This window comes from Proteiniphilum acetatigenes DSM 18083 (assembly GCF_000380985.1).
Classification (GTDB): Bacteria; Bacteroidota; Bacteroidia; order Bacteroidales; family Dysgonomonadaceae; genus Proteiniphilum; species Proteiniphilum acetatigenes.
Genome location: NZ_KB905709.1, coordinates 53,787 through 70,825, shown reverse-complemented (window position 1 = coordinate 70,825; position 17,039 = coordinate 53,787). Strand labels below are relative to the sequence as shown.

12 protein-coding genes are annotated in these 17,039 nt (G+C 47.9%); 9 read left to right on the top strand and 3 right to left on the bottom strand.

All coding sequences use genetic code 11. The features are described 5' to 3' along the window. The 9 genes from F597_RS22135 to F597_RS0117955 form a co-directional block, all read left to right on the top strand. On the top strand, positions 1-287 hold a 287-nt coding region (locus tag F597_RS22135; RefSeq protein ID WP_026327108.1), incomplete at its 5' end, for a transposase. A 168-nt stretch (positions 288-455) separates the two neighbouring features. After that, positions 456-1,076 carry an HmuY family protein gene (locus F597_RS0117990; RefSeq protein ID WP_019541147.1) on the top strand — a complete coding sequence of 207 codons (621 nt, stop codon included), beginning with the start codon at positions 456-458 and terminating at the stop codon, positions 1,074-1,076. Between the two features lie 75 nt (positions 1,077-1,151). Continuing rightward, entirely contained in the window at positions 1,152-3,140 is a 1,989-nt protein-coding gene (locus F597_RS0117985) for a TonB-dependent receptor plug domain-containing protein (RefSeq protein WP_019541146.1), read from the top strand. A gap of 10 nt (positions 3,141-3,150) precedes the next feature. Then, positions 3,151-7,362 carry a cobaltochelatase subunit CobN gene (locus F597_RS0117980; RefSeq protein ID WP_019541145.1) on the top strand — a complete coding sequence of 1,404 codons (4,212 nt, stop codon included), beginning with the start codon at positions 3,151-3,153 and terminating at the stop codon, positions 7,360-7,362. Positions 7,363-7,506: 144 nt separating this feature from the next. Then, positions 7,507-8,706, top strand: a complete 1,200-nt coding sequence (locus tag F597_RS0117975) for a GTP-binding protein (protein ID WP_019541144.1) — start codon at positions 7,507-7,509, stop codon at positions 8,704-8,706. 34 nt (positions 8,707-8,740) lie between these two features. After that, positions 8,741-11,587: a TonB-dependent receptor gene (locus tag F597_RS0117970; protein WP_019541143.1), complete on the top strand. Its 2,847-nt coding sequence runs from the start codon at positions 8,741-8,743 to the stop codon at positions 11,585-11,587. Positions 11,588-11,610: 23 nt separating this feature from the next. After that, positions 11,611-12,855: a DUF4876 domain-containing protein gene (locus tag F597_RS0117965; protein ID WP_026327623.1), complete on the top strand. Its 1,245-nt coding sequence runs from the start codon at positions 11,611-11,613 to the stop codon at positions 12,853-12,855. A 112-nt stretch (positions 12,856-12,967) separates the two neighbouring features. Continuing rightward, entirely contained in the window at positions 12,968-14,557 is a 1,590-nt protein-coding gene (locus F597_RS21195; protein WP_019541141.1) for a DUF6850 family outer membrane beta-barrel protein, read from the top strand. 136 nt (positions 14,558-14,693) lie between these two features. After that, positions 14,694-15,551 (top strand): hypothetical protein, encoded by an 858-nt coding sequence (locus tag F597_RS0117955; protein WP_019541140.1) that lies wholly within the window; start codon positions 14,694-14,696, stop codon positions 15,549-15,551. Between the two features lie 36 nt (positions 15,552-15,587). Here F597_RS0117955 and F597_RS23175 read toward each other — a convergent pair whose 3' ends face one another. The 3 genes from F597_RS23175 to F597_RS0117940 form a co-directional block, all read right to left on the bottom strand. After that, positions 15,588-15,854, bottom strand: a complete 267-nt coding sequence (locus F597_RS23175) for a hypothetical protein (protein ID WP_026327622.1) — start codon at positions 15,852-15,854, stop codon at positions 15,588-15,590. Then, positions 15,832-16,317, bottom strand: a complete 486-nt coding sequence (locus F597_RS0117945; RefSeq protein WP_139224062.1) for a hypothetical protein — start codon at positions 16,315-16,317, stop codon at positions 15,832-15,834. Before F597_RS0117945 ends, F597_RS23175 begins: the two co-directional genes overlap by 23 nt. Positions 16,318-16,378: 61 nt before the next feature. Beyond that, entirely contained in the window at positions 16,379-16,873 is a 495-nt protein-coding gene (locus tag F597_RS0117940) for a hypothetical protein (protein WP_139224063.1), read from the bottom strand. Positions 16,874-17,039: the final 166 nt, after the last annotated feature.

Here is a 17,039-nt window from a genome sequence, read left to right as displayed (position 1 = left end):
AATTAAAAGAACATGTCCATTCGCATACGGCATCTGTCATCCCACCCAAGGAGCTCCCCAGTGTCCTGCCCTGGGTCCATACGGCAATAAGTAATGCCAAGCGACAATTATTGGGCGTATATTACAAAATGAAACCCGAATACTTACAATATTATCTAAATCAGTTCTGTTACAAGTTCAACAGGCGTTATTTCGGTGAGAAGCAGTTTGACAGGCTTCTGGTAGCTGCCCTCACTTACACGCCCGATTTCAAATCAAGAATTTATAATAGGAACTATTGCGGATAATCATTTATTTATTATACATTTGTATCGTTTTTTGTGCGTGAATGGTCCGTTCTCAATTCAAAGAATGAGAAATATAGGGAATTACTTATCTGTTTTATTATTTGAAAACTAAATAGTTATGCTTAATTGTCTCATAAGGGTGAATTAATTATTTAAAATTATATAAAGATGAAGAAATCAATTTTATTTTCAGTCAAGTTAGTCGTTATTGCATTTTTATCGTCACTGTTTCTTTCATGCGATAAAGAAGAGGATTCCCCTGTGTTGATCGGGGATGTGAATGATTTTAAGTATCTGGACGCCTCCGCTTTCGATAAGTGGGTTTATTTTTCTTTTGAAAAAGGAGATATTGTTGAGGTGGAAAATCATGAGACGGACCTGTCGTGGGATTTAGGGTTCCACCGGTCGGAAATAAGGACCAACGGCGGAACGTCGGGAAGAGGACAAGGCGGGGTCCTGAAAATGGAGACGACGGATTGGAATACTGTGACCGAAGTCCCGGAAAACGCGACGTTTTCTTTGGATGAAGAAGTGGAACTGACCGGTTACCCCACAATGCAGGAAAAAACAGTACAATCCTACAGCACTGTTTTCAAGTGGGTAAACGTTATCCCTCCGATGGATCCCCCTACCTATGTTATCACAGAGGACATTTTTATTGTCAGGTCGGCCAATGGGAATTATGCCAAAATACAGGTGTATGATCGTTACAATGCAAAGAATGAAGGCGGGTACGTAAGCTTTAAGTACCAGTACAACAAAGACGGAGGCAAAAAATTTGTCGAATAAACCCCGGGAAAAAGATACGATCAACCGGATGACTCTCCGGGCAAAACTAAAAAGATCTAAGGTAGGAATAAACCCATGCAGTTATTCATAAAAACAATTATAGGTTTCATTTTTCTTGTTTCATCCTCTATCTGCCTTCCGGGGCAGAATACGCTGTTAAATGACAGTACGATACTGGATGATTATTTGCTGGAAGAGGTCGTGGTTACCGGAACCCGGTCGGAGCGTTTGCTGAAGGACGTGCCTGTAACCACCATCCTTATTCCGTCACGGACCATAGAACAATCCCAGGCCGGCAATCTGAAAGACTTGCTGAATTATGAACTCCCGGGTATTCATTTTCAGAATAATGGAGGTTATGATAATATCAGTATGCTGGGATTTGATGCCAAATATATCCTCTTTTTGATTGATGGTGAACGCTTGTCAGGAGAGACATTCAATAACCTGGATTATAACCGGATCAATCTCAGTAATGTGGAACGGATAGAAATCGTGAAAGGGGCCTCTTCTTCGCTTTACGGTTCCAATGCCATAGGCGGGGTGATCAATATCATCACAAAGAAACCGGAGAAAAAGATAGAGATATCGGGTAGGGGATATATCGAGAGTGAAGGTGAAAATAACTACTCATTATCGCTGTCCCATAGGAATAAATGGTTCGGGACATCCGTTATTGCATCGCGTAAGATACGCAGTCCGTACGTAATAAAAGATACCGAAGGTCCAAAGCAGGAATATGAAGATGGATCGGTGGTTGATGGAGTGCCGGTGACAACGTATGTAGCGGGGTATGAGGATTATTCGATAACGCCCAGGTTCTTCTTTTATCCTACCGATAAACTCGATATCGAAGTGAGGGGGGAGTACTTTTATAAAGAGCGTAATCCGGGAGGCCAGCCGGGCGAGAAGGAGCGGAACCGGTTTTATGATTATTCTGGCGGATTAAAGGCTGATTATGCGTTGTCCGGAGACCACCAGCTTCTGTTTTCGGCCAATTATGACAGATATGCCAAAGAAGATTATTTCAGGCTTTTGGATGAGACGGAAAAGACCTATACCAATACGCAAAAAAATACAAGCCTGTTGTATAACGGGACGCTTGCCCTTACACACAATGTTGTGGCAGGATTGGAATATTTCGACGATTACCTGCTGACGGATATGTTCAAAAGTGACGGGAGCAATGACGGCCGGAATGCACAGACCTATTCCGCCTTTCTTCATGAAGAGTGGATGATCAGTCCCCGTTTCACCCTTACCGGTGGACTGCGCTACGATTACCATTCCGCTTTTAAAGGCCACCTGAGTCCGAAACTCTCTTTGATGTTCCGCATCCCTTATGTTACGTTCCGGTCAGGATACGCAGCCGGATTCCGGGCACCCACACTGAAAGAATTGTACACGGACTGGTTCCATCCCAATGCGGGCGGGTTTCAGATTGTCGGGAATGAAGATCTGAAGCCGGAGAAAAGCAACAACTTTTCTTTTTCGGTCGAATATGCAAAATCGGGCACCACCCTCTCCGTGATGGGGCAATATTCCGCCATGTCGAATAAGATAGACAGGATATGGCTTTCCGGCGATACCACGCAATACGTCAATCTGGGGAATGTGGATATAACCAGTCTGGAATTTTCCGCACAACATAAATTCGGTTTCGGCATGAGCGTTTCGGCCGCCTATACCTATGTCCGGTATGGCGACCCGAAGGTATCCACGGCACGGCCCCATACCTTTTTCACGAAGATCGATTATGGAAGGGCTTTTATCAAAAAATACCGTTCATCCTTTTCTTTGTCGGGTAAAATGACCGGCGCAATGGACGTGTGGAATGAGACCACTGAGTCCCTTTCCGATGCGCAGAAAAGGTATAAGGTACATCACCAAGCGTATTCCAACTGGAGATTGGCCTATAGTCAGGAACTGCTTTATGGCCTAAACCTGGGAGCGGGGATCAATAACCTGTTCGATTACAGGCCAGCATTCTGGAGTTTCTATTCGAACCTCACCCCGGGAAGAACCTTTTTTGTAGGACTGTCGTGGAATTTCAACCAATTATAAAAGAACCGTGATGCGATTGCGATTATTCGGAAAGAAGCCGGTGCTGCCGGCAATTCTACTATTGCTTATAGTATTGGTCGCCGGGTTTGCTGCATGGGGACGGTTTGCGTCAAAGACCCGGATCGCCCTTGTCAATTATCCCCTTTTCCAGTTATCGGGGATTGTCAAATCAAACGCCGATCCGTTTATTTCCTATGAAAATCTGTCCGTGGAAGGGTTGAACCGGCTTTCGAAATACGATTTTGTGTTGATATTCGGCCGCGGACTGGATCTTTCTGAAGACCAGAGGGAACAACTTTTGCATGCGGCCGGCAAAGGAACTGCCATATTGGTTGACGGGGCGACCAACCCCGAAAATAATATCGTCAGCCTGGACAGTATTCAAAAGGCCGAAGTATACGCTTATCTGGCGAATGGTAACCGTCGTAACTACGCGAATCTGGGTAGATATGTGCGCCGGTATATCGATAAAAAAGTTTTTTTCGTCTCCGATCCCGCGCCGGTGGTGGAGAGTGCACGCGACGTACTGTATCATCTTGACGATAATATGTGGTTTGACAACGTGCCCGATTATGAGGCCTATCTGAAAGAAAACAATTTCTATACCGAAGGAGGTGCGAAGGTGGCTATTGTGGGCGGGCTTAACGATCCTTTCAGCGGCAACCGTGAGAATCTCGACAGCATGATTGTTACGTTCCAACGCGCAGGATTGAATGTATATCCCGTATTGTCTTCCGCCAGACGGCTCGGTTTCCTCAGGCAAATCCGTCCCGATGCCGTGGTCTATCTGGCACACGGACGGATGTTACCCAGGCAGGGCGATGCCGTTGTCGATTGGCTGAAAGAGAAGAATATTCCTGTTTTTGCGCCCCTTACCGTGCTGCAGACCCGGGAGGAATGGCAAAAAGACGCCATGGGCATGTCCGGCGGCTTTTTGTCGCAAAGCATTATCATGCCCGAACTGGATGGTGCCGTGTATCCGTACGTGGTCAATTCGCAGGAAGAAGATGAAAACGGCCTGTTTGTTTTCAGGGCTATTCCCGAACGGTTAGAGCGTTTCACCGAAATCATCCGTCGTTTCATTGCGCTGCAGCGGAAAGGGAACGCCGGTAAAAAGATCGCCATCTATTACTTCAAGGGGCCGGGGCAGTCGGCGCTTGTCGCCCAGGGACTGGAAACCGTCCCTTCATTGTACAATTTTTTGAAACGCCTGAAAGCCGAAGGCTATAAGGTGGATAATCTGCCGGCTACCGGACAGGAATTTGAAAAACTCCTGATGCAGCAGGGGGCTGTCATGAGCCCTTATGCCGAGGGTGCTTTCGACCAGTACCTTGCCTCCGGCAATCCGGCCTTGGTTGAAAAGACAGCATACGAATCGTGGGTACGGGAGGCCATGCCGGAAGAGTTGTATGCCGAAGTAACCGGAACGTACGGAGAGGCGCCCGGATCATATATGAGTGTAGACAGGGACGGGAAATCTTATCTGGCCGTCGCGCGGGTCGAATTGGGAAATATAGCCCTGCTGCCGCAACCGATGGCCGCCCTGGGGAGCGATGAGTTTGCCATTGTGCACGGGGCGAAATCCCCTCCGCCACATACATATATCGCCGCCTACCTCTGGGCGGAACATGCGTTCCATGCCGATGCCATGCTTCATTTCGGCACGCACGGCAGCCTGGAGTTCACACCCGCCAAACAGGTGGCGTTAGGCAGTGATGACTGGCCTGACCGGTTGGTAGGGACAATCCCGCATTTCTATTACTATACCATCGGCAATGTCGGCGAGAGCATGATGGCGAAACGCCGTTCGTATGCCACCACGGTGTCGTACCTTACGCCGCCTTTTATGGAAAGCAGTACACGATCGCAGTTCCGTGACCTGCAGGATAAGATCCGTGATTATTACAAAGCCACCGACGAGGCGGGACAGGAAAAAATTTCACTGGAAGTAAAAGGAATCGCTGTTGAAATGGGATTGCATCGTGACCTGCGCCTGGATAGCATATTGACAAACCCTTATACGGCAGCCGATATTGAACGTATAGAGAATTTTGCGGAAGAAATCGCGAATGAGAAAATGACGGGACAATTGTATATCACCGGCGTACCCTACGAGGAGGACAAGATCAATTCCACGGTGCGGGCAATGACCGTCGATCCGGTCGCGTACAGCCTGGCGGCATTGGACAGGCACCGGGGGCGGGTTACTGATGAGCAATTGAAAAATAACGTCTTTTTCACGTGGCACTATCTTGATCCGGCAAAGACATTGGTCGACCAGGTATTGAGCGGAAAAGCCGTGAACGATGCCTTGATATCCCGGATGGCGGGTATCACGGAGAAGGATATCGAAGAAGCGGAACGGCTTCTTGCCCCGCCCGGGCGACGTATGATGGACGGGAAAAGCGAGGCTACAACTTCTGCAAAACCGGATTCGGGGGTGCAGCCTGCGGGTTCCATGCCCGTGCACGGCCGACCGGCCAACGCCCACACGGGCGGGCACCCGGTTGAAATTACCAAAGAACAGAAAGAACATGCACGGGCCATCATAGAGGTGGATCGTGCAATGAATAATATAATCCATTACAGGGACGTATTACGGCAGAGTCCCGAACTGGAAATGCAAAGCCTGTTGAACGCGCTTTCCGGCGGGTATATAGCTCCTTCGCCGGGCGGCGACGCCGTGGCTTCCCCCAATGCCGTGCCCACAGGCCGCAACCTGTATGCCGTGAACACCGAGGCAACACCTTCGGAAACAGCGTGGGATAAGGGCATTGCATTGGTAAATGCTACACTGGAAAATTACCGGAACCAACACGGCGGTTACCCGAAAAAAGTAAGTTACACTTTCTGGAGCAGCGAGTTCATTGAGACCGAAGGAGCTACCATTGCACAGGTGTTGTATATGCTTGGCGTGGAGCCTGTGCGTGATGCTTTCGGGCGTGTGTCGGATATCCGGCTGATCCCGTCGGAAGTGCTGGGCCGTCCGCGTATCGACGTGGTGGTGCAGACATCAGGGCAATTCCGGGATCTGGCGGCTTCGCGCCTGGCGCTTATCAGCCGTGCCGTGGAAATGGCCGCCGCGGCGAAGGACGATACGGGCGGGAATTATGTCTCATCAAGCGCTACCGAAACGGAACGGTTGCTGGTGGAACAGGGCGTTTCACCGAAAGAGGCGCGTGAATTGTCCGTCAAGCGTATTTTCGGCGGCCTCAACGGGATGTATGGAACGGGAATCCAGGAAATGGTCACATCGGGCGACCGATGGGAAAATGAAGGGGAGATAGCCGACACCTATATCCATAATATGAGTGCCGTTTACGGCAGCGAAAAAGAGTGGGGGCAATACCACGAGGGACTGCTCCGTGCTGTCCTCCATAATACCGATGTGGTGGTACAACCGCGCCAGAGCAATACCTGGGGGGCGCTCAGCCTCGACCACGTGTATGAATTTATGGGAGGAATGAATCTGGCGGTGCGCCATGTGACGGGTAAAGACCCCGATGCCTATTTTGCCGACTACCGCAACCGTCATCATGCCAGGATGCAGGATGTGAAAGAAGCGATCGGGGTGGAGACCCGCTCGACAATCTTCAACCCGGCTTATATCCGGGAGCTGATGAAGGGGCAAGCCACCAGTGCGGCGCATCTGGCCGAAGTGGCGACCAACACATATGCCTGGAACGTGATGAAACCCGAAGCCATCGATAATGAAGTATGGGACCGGTTTTACGAGGTCTATGTGATGGATGCGCATGACCTGGGAGTGCGGGATTTCTTTAAACGCGCCAACCCTGCGGCGCTGGAGGAGATGACGGCTGTCATGCTCGAAACCGCGCGTAAAGGCATGTGGAAGGCTACCGACCGACAACTGGCAGACGTTGCCCGCCTGCATACCGATATTGTGGCAGAATTCGGGCACAGTGGCGCAGGTTTTTCGGGTGGCAATACGAAATTGCAGGATTTCATTGCGGAAAAAGCATCCGGAAACGCAGGTTTATACCGGCAGGAATTGCGGAAAATGAATCGTGCTGAAGTCCCGGCAGGCACGGACAATAACGGCATGGTGCTTAAAAAGCAAAGCCTTTCCCGGGATGTTCCTCAGGAAGGCGAAACAACCGGTCTGAACGGCATCCTTGTGGTGTCGGGAGTGTTGGTCGTATTTGTAGCGCTTCTGTTTCTGTTACAGAAAAGAAGAACCCGCAAAAAAATAAGTAAGTGATTGGATTTTTGCAAGTATCCTTCGATAGTGAATGCGAGCTATAACGGGTCGAAAAACATCGCCAGACGAATACTTTAATTGCAATCGTACGACTTGCGAAAGTTTGGTAAGATATAATGTCTAATAAACAAAAAGAGTAAAAAAATGATGAATAACAAGCGTATACCGGTCACAGTCCTCAGTGGTTTTCTGGGATCCGGTAAAACCACCATATTGAACCATATTCTCAATAACAGGGAGAATATGAAAGTGGCTGTCATCGTGAATGACATGAGTGAAGTGAACATCGATGCACAACTCGTGGAGAAAGGAGCGACCCTTTCGCGCACGGAAGAGAAACTGGTTCAGTTAAGCAACGGGTGTATCTGTTGTACACTCAGGGACGATCTGGTGAAAGAAGTTACGAAACTGGTTGAGAACGGGAGCTTCGACTATTTGCTGATTGAAGGTACCGGTATTGCCGAGCCGATGCCCATTGCCCAGTCATTCAGCTATGCATTTGAAGATTTGGGCATTGACCTTACCCGGATTTCCCGTCTCGATACGATGGTCACCGTGGTAGACGGATTTAATTTTTACAACGATTTCGGTTCTTCGGACACATTGGTTGACAGAGATCCCAAAAATACCGCCAGCGATCGTTCTATTGTAGACCTTCTGGTAGAGCAGATCGAGTTTGCCAATGTGATCGTGCTGAATAAGATCGACCTGATCTCTCAGGATGAACAGGAGGAGTTAAGACGGATCATCCGGAAACTGAATCCGGAAGCAAAAATTCTTCCGGCGGTTCATGGAAAGATTGACCCGAAAGAAATTCTCAATACCCGTTCGTTTGATTTTGTCAAATCTGCCCAGAGTTCTGGTTGGCAAAAAGAGTTACAGAGCAAGCATATTCCTGAAACAGATGAATACGGTATAGGGTCGTTTGTTTTCCGGGAGCATCGCCCGCTGCATCCCAAGCGGTTCAAGGAATATTTAAGCAAAGGGTGGGATCCGGGCATTGTCCGCAGCAAAGGATTTTTCTGGCTGGCGAACCGCAAAAACGAAGCCATGCTGCTGAGCCAGGCCGGAGGCTCTTTTGTGGTGGAAAGGGTAGGCGTCTGGTGGGCCTCTTTTCCTCTAATAGAACGGAATCAACATCCCTCTTTCCAGGCGAACGAAGAATATATTCTGGGCCGTTGGGATGAGAAATGGGGCGACAGGATGAACGAGATCGTGTTTATCGGACAGGGAATGGACGAACAAAAGATCCGGTCTGAAATGGAATACTGCCTCTGTACGGATATCGAATACAATGCATATCAGAATGAGCTGTTAACCGATCATAGCTGGGATTTTTTATAGACCGAAATAAACAATGCACAATAAATAAACAACAATGAACAACCGTTTTCTTACACATGTATGGATCGTTATCCTGTTGCTTTGCGGCAATGACTATTTATGTGCGCAAAGGGCTGGCGCGGGAGAAATCCGGACACATCATATATCCGGGCATGTATATGAACAGAGCAATGGAACCAAGGTACCCTTACCGTATGCCGTCCTTCGTGTGCCCGACAATGGGTTATCGGCCGTAACAAATGAACAGGGAAAGTATAATATCGGCAATATAACGGAGGGAGGGGTAAGAATCACTGTCTCTTTTCTGGGTAAGATACCGATAGATACTGTCATTTATGTAACGGGCGATACGAATCTGGATTTTGTCATGCAGGAAGACAACTTCCGTATCAGGGAGATTGTGGTGACCGCCGAAACGCGCAGGTCGGGACAATCGACAGCATCGTTGATTACCCGTACGGCAATGGATCATATGCAGGCTACAAGCCTGGCAGATGTCATGCGGCTGTTGCCGGGTGAACTGACCCGGAACCCTACCTTGAGTGATCCCCAGCAACTCTCTCTCCGCAACAATATGAGCAACACTGCGAGCCAGGATATGATCGGGTTGGGTACTGCCATTATCGTGGATGAGGCACCACTGTCCAACAATGCCAACCTGCAGACGATGCATCCCGTAGTGGCAGGTTCCGTTGCCGGCCTGTACAAGGATGTGCCCTTCGGCGGTCCCGATGCACGACAAATATCCACCGACAATATTGAATCGGTGGAAGTGATACGGGGAGTTCCTTCGGTGCAATACGGCGAACTGACTTCGGGTGCGGTGCTTGTACGTTCCAAAGCAGGACGGGAGCCGCTTCGGGTCAGGGTGAAAGCGAACCCTAATGTCTATCAGTTTTCAGCTGGCAAAGGGTTTCTCCTCGACGGGAAGAAAGGAGCGTTTAATCTAAGTGCCGATTACGCACATAATACAAACTCTACTACCCAGTCCTATCTATACTACCGGCGGGCAACGGCCAGGGCCATGTATTCGAACGACTTACTGAACAACCGATGGAGCACAAATACCAGCCTGGGACTCTTTTACGGGAACGATACCCGGCGGCTGAATCCTGACGATGAGCAGATGCAACGTTCCTCACAAGGCAAAGACGTGGGTGTGGCGCTGAACACCAACGGTACTTTCCGCCTGGATGCGGGATGGCTGAAGAACATTAACTATACTGCCGCGGCAAGTTATACGGCTGAAGACAGTTGGCACAGTGAACTGCATACCTCTGCCAATGCTCCCTATTCGATGAGTGTCACCGACGGTGCTATCCTCTCGAACAAGCCGGGAGTGGATATTTATGACACTGATGGAAACAAGATCACCAATATCCCGTCAGAAGATCAGCATAAATATGCCAGTTATCTGCCTGCCGTATATCTGGGACGAGACCAGATATACGGCAGGGAACTGAACCTGTTCTATAAGGTCAACGGCACCTTCTTCAGGACTTTCGGTAATACCCATCATCGCTTGATCGTGGGGTCGGATGGCCGTTTGGACAAGAACTACGGCCGGGGAAAGGTATTCACTCCGGAAGCGCCTCCCTACCGTGAACTAAGGGCGATGAACGCTACGTTCCGCCCCCGCTCTTACCGTGATATCCCTGCGGTAAGACAATTCGGATTATATGCCGAAGAGAATTTCCGGTACAACTTTGCCGGGCGTGATCTGCTCCTGCAAGCCGGTATCCGGTACGACGACTACTCGGTGGTGAAAGGCCTTTTCACCTCCCGTTTTAACGCCTCGCTCGATATAATTCCGGATATCTTCACTCTGCGAGCCGGTTTCGGGGAGATGGCCAAGGGCCCTACACAACTCTATCTCTATCCCGAACAGGCCTATTTTGAATATGTCAATATCAACGAGATGGCGAACACCGACATTCCCGAAGAGGAACGGGTATATGTGACGACTACCAAAGTCTACGACACACAGAATAAAGAGCTGGAGGTCGCTAAAAACAGCCGGAAAGAGGTGGGATTCGACCTTGCAATCGGTAAAGCACGTCTATCGGTCGTCGGTTTTGACGATAAAATAAAGAACGGTTACACCATGTCGCGCACGGTAAACACCTTTCAACCGTTTACATTCAACCAGTACCGCCGGGCAGGAGACGGGTCACAGCCGGTTTTCGAACTGGTATCAAGCAATCCCGTACTGGCGGGCTATTATACCCCGACGAATAACCGGGTGATCGAAACCAAAGGAATAGAATATGATCTCGACCTGGGCAGGATCGATGCCATCCGGACCTCCTTCAACCTGAACGGGGCGTGGATGAGGGGACTGACTTACAACAAAGACTGGTATTTCTTTGACGATTACAGCGGTATAGGCGCGGCGGACAGGACTCACGTAGGGCTTTATGAAAAAGGAATGCAGAAAGCATACACCGAGGGGCATGTCAGTGCGCTGAGGATCACGCACAATATTCCCGAACTGGGATTTGTGGTTACCCTGACCACCGAGGTTATCTGGCAGGACTCGAAATGGTACAGCTTTGGAAACGACTCGATCCCAATGCAATATCTCTCGAAAGGGGACGGACAAGTCTATCCTTTTGATCCCGATAAAAGAGATGAAGATGAATTTACAGGTATTATGCGTACAGTGGACGACCGGTTAAAGATCAGGGAATACCTCTCTTCGCCTGTTTTTTGCTTCAACCTGCACCTGACGAAGGAGATACGGGACAACATGCGCCTCTCGTTCTTCGCCAATAACCTCTTCAGCAGCTACCCGCAGAGGGAATCACAACGATACACGAGGCAATATTACACGTACAACAAACCGTTTTTCTTCGGGCTGGAGTTGTCGCTGAAATTATAATCATTAAAAAAGCAGAAACAATGATAAGACAAAACATTCTCTATATATTGATTGCTGCCTGGCTGACGGGTATATTGGCCGGTTGTGAATCATTCCAGGAGGCAGACAAGGCGGATGATATCGCTCCCCTTAGTGTGGAGATAAACATTACCTCGGAAGTATATGAAACGAGCGGTGAAGGGCTGATCCTTACGCTGACTGAAATAAATAAGGGTACTGTGATCGAAAAATCGGTTACTGGATTGACTATGTCGGTCGATAATGTTTTGCCGGGCATCTACAACCTGTCGGTTTTCGGTGCTACCGAAGATACGGAAGGAAATAATATCTACCTTAACGGAGAGCAGACCAATTACCCGATCATCGAGGACAATAAAAAGATTGAAATGGATATGAAAGGTTCGCTCCTGGGGCCGGTTATCTTTAAGGAACTCTTCTATTCGGGCACAGCCAACTTCTATTTCCGTAACCAGTTTTACGAGATCTATAATAACTCGGAAGAGACCGTCTATCTCGACGGAGTACATTTCGCCGACCTGTATCCTACCAATGCTACCACTGTCCGTCCCGTATGGAGGGAACAGGACAAGGGTGACTACGTATATGGTGCACGTATATGGAAATTTCCCGGCAATGGCACTGATTACCCGCTGGCACCGGGGGAATCATGTGTGATATCGCAGTTCGCCGCTAATCACAAGCTGCCGCAGTACAATCCCAACTCGCCCATCGACGGCTCTTCATCGGAGTTCGAGTTCAATATGGATAACCCTAACTACCCGGATCAACCTGCGCCTGATATGGTACATGTCTTTTATGACGGCAAAGCAGGTAAAGGGGGAATGCCGCAATACCTGACCCCGGTATTCGGTGGTGCATTCGTACTGTTCAAGCCGCTGGAGGGAGAGACGTACGATCCGGTCAACGACAGGAGTTTGCAGGCGTTAGACCAGGACGATTATTTTGCCCAGATATATGCCAAAATTCCATACTCTTATATCTGGGATGCGGTAGAGGCCGGACCCAACGAATCGGAGATCAACGGCAAACGGGTGCCCGGCGTACTGGATGCCGGCATGACCTATGTGGGCGATATTTACAACTCTTTGGGCGTGGCACGCAAAAAGAGGGGAGAGCGTCCTGACGGCACACCCTTGCTACAGGATACCAATAACAGCACCAACGATTTTGAGCGTGGCGTGACACCGCAATTCCGCCGTTACGGATCGAAAATGCCCGTGTGGAACCACACGTTAACAGGGAAATAAAGGAAATAAAAATAAACCCAGTTCAATTTGATGATGAGATGATGTGACGATTTGATAATTATTTAATCAACGGATCAGTAAATCAATTAATTGAATTGAGATATACATCAAAATGAAAAAAAATAACCGTATAGAAATGAACGGAAAAATGATAATAATACGATATTACTGCCTGACAGGTGCCCTGCTTGCGCTCTTCTCCCCGGGTATCCGGTCGCAGGAGCCCGGTAAGGCACTTTCACCCGCTGCGATGGAATGGTTAAAGACGACCAATCTCTGGAGGCAGACCTCCAATGCCGCAGGGTTATTACTTGATGACACTGTCCGGTACGCCGAACTGTCGGCGGCATACGATACTTACCGCGGATCGTTCCGCCAGCCCGAACAGGGTGAAAGGGAAAACAACCTTAATTTTTCTGCCGAAGGGGTGGAAAAATTGAAGAATACCTACGTGTGGGGTCGATTCGATTATTTGCGTCAAACGATAGGCGATGCCCAATACAACGCTTCACTTGTGGATCCCTTTCGGGGTATGCCCTATTATGTGATCGACGAGAATGCCAGTAACTGGAGTAACCAGCGTTACGACCTTGCATTCAAAGCGGCCCATCCGGTTTCTTCGAAAGTCATGCTGGGAATCGAAGGGGCTTATCGTGCATGGATCGGCGCCAAACAAAGGGACATCCGCGTGGACTCCCGCCTCTATACGGTTGATCTGAAGCCCTCCATTGTCTATTCCGTCGCTCCCGGCCATCATATCGGCGCGAACCTGCATTATTACAACCTGAAGGAGTATTCCGACATGAGTATCCTGAACCTGTATATCCTTCAGAACGCCTACGAAATGTACGGTTTGGGCAACGCCCGCCGCACTGCCGGCATAGATAACGGGCGTGAAGGCGTTTATATCGGTAATAATATAGGAGCGGGCGTACAATATTCGTATAATGGTCCGGTACAGGTACTGCTCACTTCGGAGTGGGACAAGAAAGTGGAAGATGCACAGGTGGGGCAGACGCTTCCCCGTGACGAGGGTACGGTGAAAGATGTGCAATGGGTTACGCGTCTCCAGGCTTTTCATCAGGGGCTACGCTACTCGCACGCGCTGACATTCGAGTATGCGTACAGGCATATTGACGGGATAGAATATGTGACCTTGCTGAACGATTCCACCGGATGGGAGATACTGCACAGCGATATCCGCTCGAAATACCGTACACGGCAGGCGACAGCCGGTTACACCTTATTTGCCAACGGTGCCGACGGGTACGACTGGCTCTTGGGTGGTGAAATAGCTTATACGAAAAAGAAAGACGATTACCTGCTTCCGGCCTCTCAAATGGCGTATGAAAACATCTCCTTTGCATTGCGGGTCAAAAAGAATATCCTGCTCTCGTCCCGTCTTTCGAAACGATTGCTGCTGGGCGCCGACGCCCGGTATAACGCCAACCTCTCGGGGCATTACCGCTATGGCGGCAACTTCCCGGAATATATTACGGTAACGGGATTGCAACAGTCCGATTACGAGTATCTGTCAAGTAGTTTTTACTCGGCCGGCCTCTCGGCTGTATATTCACAGTGTGTGAATGACCGTTCCGGCGTGACTGCCTTTGCCAAAGCAGCTTTCTCTTATTCGCATACCAACGATTTCAATTCGGGTAACCGAAGCCATATACACTTTAGTATTGGTTGTAATTTTTAAAAAAGAAATTCAAAATAAAAAATAATTTCTAAAAAGTTTAATTGTATAAAACGAGCATGAGACCGTTCTCGCATAAGAATATAATTAAAATATCCTGTGTCTTGATTCTTGGCTCTTGTGTCTAAATTTTAATTGAATGGAACGCAATAATCATTATATAATCTTTATAGCCGGTATTTTTTTCCTGTGGGGATGCCGTGCGCCGCAACAGATCGTACAGCCACGGACCCCTGAGCCGGAGGCAACATATCAATATTTCCTTATCGATTCCATATTGCAATACGGCCTCGATCATGAAGTATTATATACGATGTGTGGGGATATTAAACCGATGAGCTCCCTTGTATCTTTCTCTTTTCCCATCGCCAATGCCGATACGGTGTCGTCGGTAAGGAGAGATATTGTGAACAGGGAAGAGCAGGGAGTATGGCTGGATCGCCTGTATGAAATCCAGCAAGCATTGAACAAGGTGTCCCTGCCCGATCTGCGTTTTATTATGTCTCCTTACAGGGCGTCCTATAGCGGCGACCGGATTATGCAGGTCAACGTGATCCGGGTAAGTGCACTCGACAGCCTGCTGAAGGCGCAGGAAAGTTTTTTCGGTCAGTTCGGACTGATACCGGGAACCGATCCGGCCATCGTATTGAATACTATTGAGTTCAACGACCGTTATGAGCGGTTAAGGGGGTACGGTTACCTGTTTGGTTACCCCGATTATGCGATCGACTTTTTCGTGAAGGCTTTTCATGAATCAGATTCTACCGGTGAGTTCGTTGAGCGGAATTTTTTCCAAATCCCTGTTTATTCCAACGAAGAAGGATACTTTGTATATGCTTATCCCAAAGATCATATGCCTACTGCCCATGTCGATTCCGTTATTTATTACAAGGCCGGAAAGATACTGAAACAATACGAAGAGGTACGTCATCGTTACCTCAATCCGGACAGTACGCTGCGATCCTATGAACTGCTCAACGAGCGCCTTCACAAATGAAACGGGATATTTTCTTAGCTTAACGAAAATGTTCAATTACATTAGGCATTTTCTGCGCTCGGCAAAATAAATAAATTCACTTTGCCCTCGCTTAACGAAAATGTTCGATTTCATCAGTCGTTTTGAGTCGCCTTTACGGTAGAATTGACTATCACCCAGGCCTTGTATGCCGTTATTCATCGCAATCACCGGATATCTCATACTGTCCGACAAAAATTTCATTAATGCAGCATTGCCTTCAGGGAATTCAGGAGAATGTTCAAAATGTATAAAATCTTCTTCAAAGATAGTAACCACTACCATCTTTCTCTTTTTCAATTTCAACACCGTAGTGTGGGTATGAGTCCTCGAAACGTTCAGAAAAATCGCAACGATAAGCGAGACTAAGTTTGGCACTCATCCTGTCACCAACTGTTTGCCCCGTTTCGTTCATAAATTGATACCATCCCGGCAGTAACCTGTCACTTGCAACAGGTGGCCCTGTTTCGGACGGCCAACTCTGTACGATAAAAGACACATCCACTTTATTGCGCTCGTCTTCCGAAAAGAGGTAAATACCGTGAATTCCAGTATAGCCGGCACTCCTGTACATGATTCCGTGATCCAGTTCGTAGGTATTGTCCATGTGTATGAATTGCCCAGTGAGACGGGGAAGTTCAGGCTCTCCAAGGTTGTCTTTTTCACAAGCTATGAAACCTATGCTTAACATGAATAATGAACAACTTAAAAAAATTATTTTTAAAAGAGAGTGTTTATTTCTTTCCATATATTTGATTTATTAGAAGTTATGCCATTTACAAACAACTGTCTTAACCACTCGTGTGGAATTACTTCTTTAATTTCTTCTCGTTTTTAAGTTGATTGATGAATTTATTCCAGGCAACTTCCCGCTTTTGCTTGTTTTCCTTGACTTCAGGTAGGATTTCCATCAGGCTTAGGGGATAGCAATCGTGTAGATAACACTTCCCATCGGCATCAATATACAAGACCAGATCATTTGACGCAAAACTGTGAATAGGTAGTACATACGTAACGACGGTGAAAAGATGGTCACCCGCAAGGTAAAAGTGTAAATTCTGATAAAGCTCAAGATCGTTGGGATTGAAACTTTCCCTGAATTTGATTTCCCCTGTTTTTGAATTAAACCATGCGATATCGTTGCCGGTAAATACAACAGGTGCAACATCATTAGGATTTTCTCCATTTTCGGATGATGATTTTGTTTTGGCTTCACCCGTCACCGTGATCAAAGACGATTGTTCCGGTGAATTGTCTTCACATGAAGAGAATGTGAAGAGCACACAAAATAGGATAACATTCATAATGCTACATGCCTTCATAATACCTTAAATTTTAATTGTTAAAGATAAATAGTTTTTCACACCAAAATTCGCTTCCAAAAACACAATAAAAATTATTTACATCAAATATCTTTAGATATTTAGACAATATATTTTTTCTGCATCGCATCCCGGATCAGAGGCTGTT

Excerpts from the sequence above, each read along its gene's own strand:
- F597_RS0117990 (WP_019541147.1), top strand. The coding sequence starts at position 456 with ATGAAGAAATCAATTTTATTTTCAGTCAAGTTAGTCGTTATTGCATTT.
- F597_RS0117985 (WP_019541146.1), top strand. The coding sequence starts at position 1,152 with ATGCAGTTATTCATAAAAACAATTATAGGTTTCATTTTTCTTGTTTCA.
- F597_RS0117980 (WP_019541145.1), top strand. The coding sequence starts at position 3,151 with ATGCGATTGCGATTATTCGGAAAGAAGCCGGTGCTGCCGGCAATTCTA.
- F597_RS0117975 (WP_019541144.1), top strand. The coding sequence starts at position 7,507 with ATGATGAATAACAAGCGTATACCGGTCACAGTCCTCAGTGGTTTTCTG.
- F597_RS0117970 (WP_019541143.1), top strand. The coding sequence starts at position 8,741 with ATGAACAACCGTTTTCTTACACATGTATGGATCGTTATCCTGTTGCTT.
- F597_RS21195 (WP_019541141.1), top strand. The coding sequence starts at position 12,968 with ATGAAAAAAAATAACCGTATAGAAATGAACGGAAAAATGATAATAATA.
- F597_RS0117955 (WP_019541140.1), top strand. The coding sequence starts at position 14,694 with ATGGAACGCAATAATCATTATATAATCTTTATAGCCGGTATTTTTTTC.
- F597_RS23175 (WP_026327622.1), bottom strand. The coding sequence starts at position 15,854 with ATGGTAGTGGTTACTATCTTTGAAGAAGATTTTATACATTTTGAACAT.
- F597_RS0117945 (WP_139224062.1), bottom strand. The coding sequence starts at position 16,317 with ATGGAAAGAAATAAACACTCTCTTTTAAAAATAATTTTTTTAAGTTGT.
- F597_RS0117940 (WP_139224063.1), bottom strand. The coding sequence starts at position 16,873 with ATGAATGTTATCCTATTTTGTGTGCTCTTCACATTCTCTTCATGTGAA.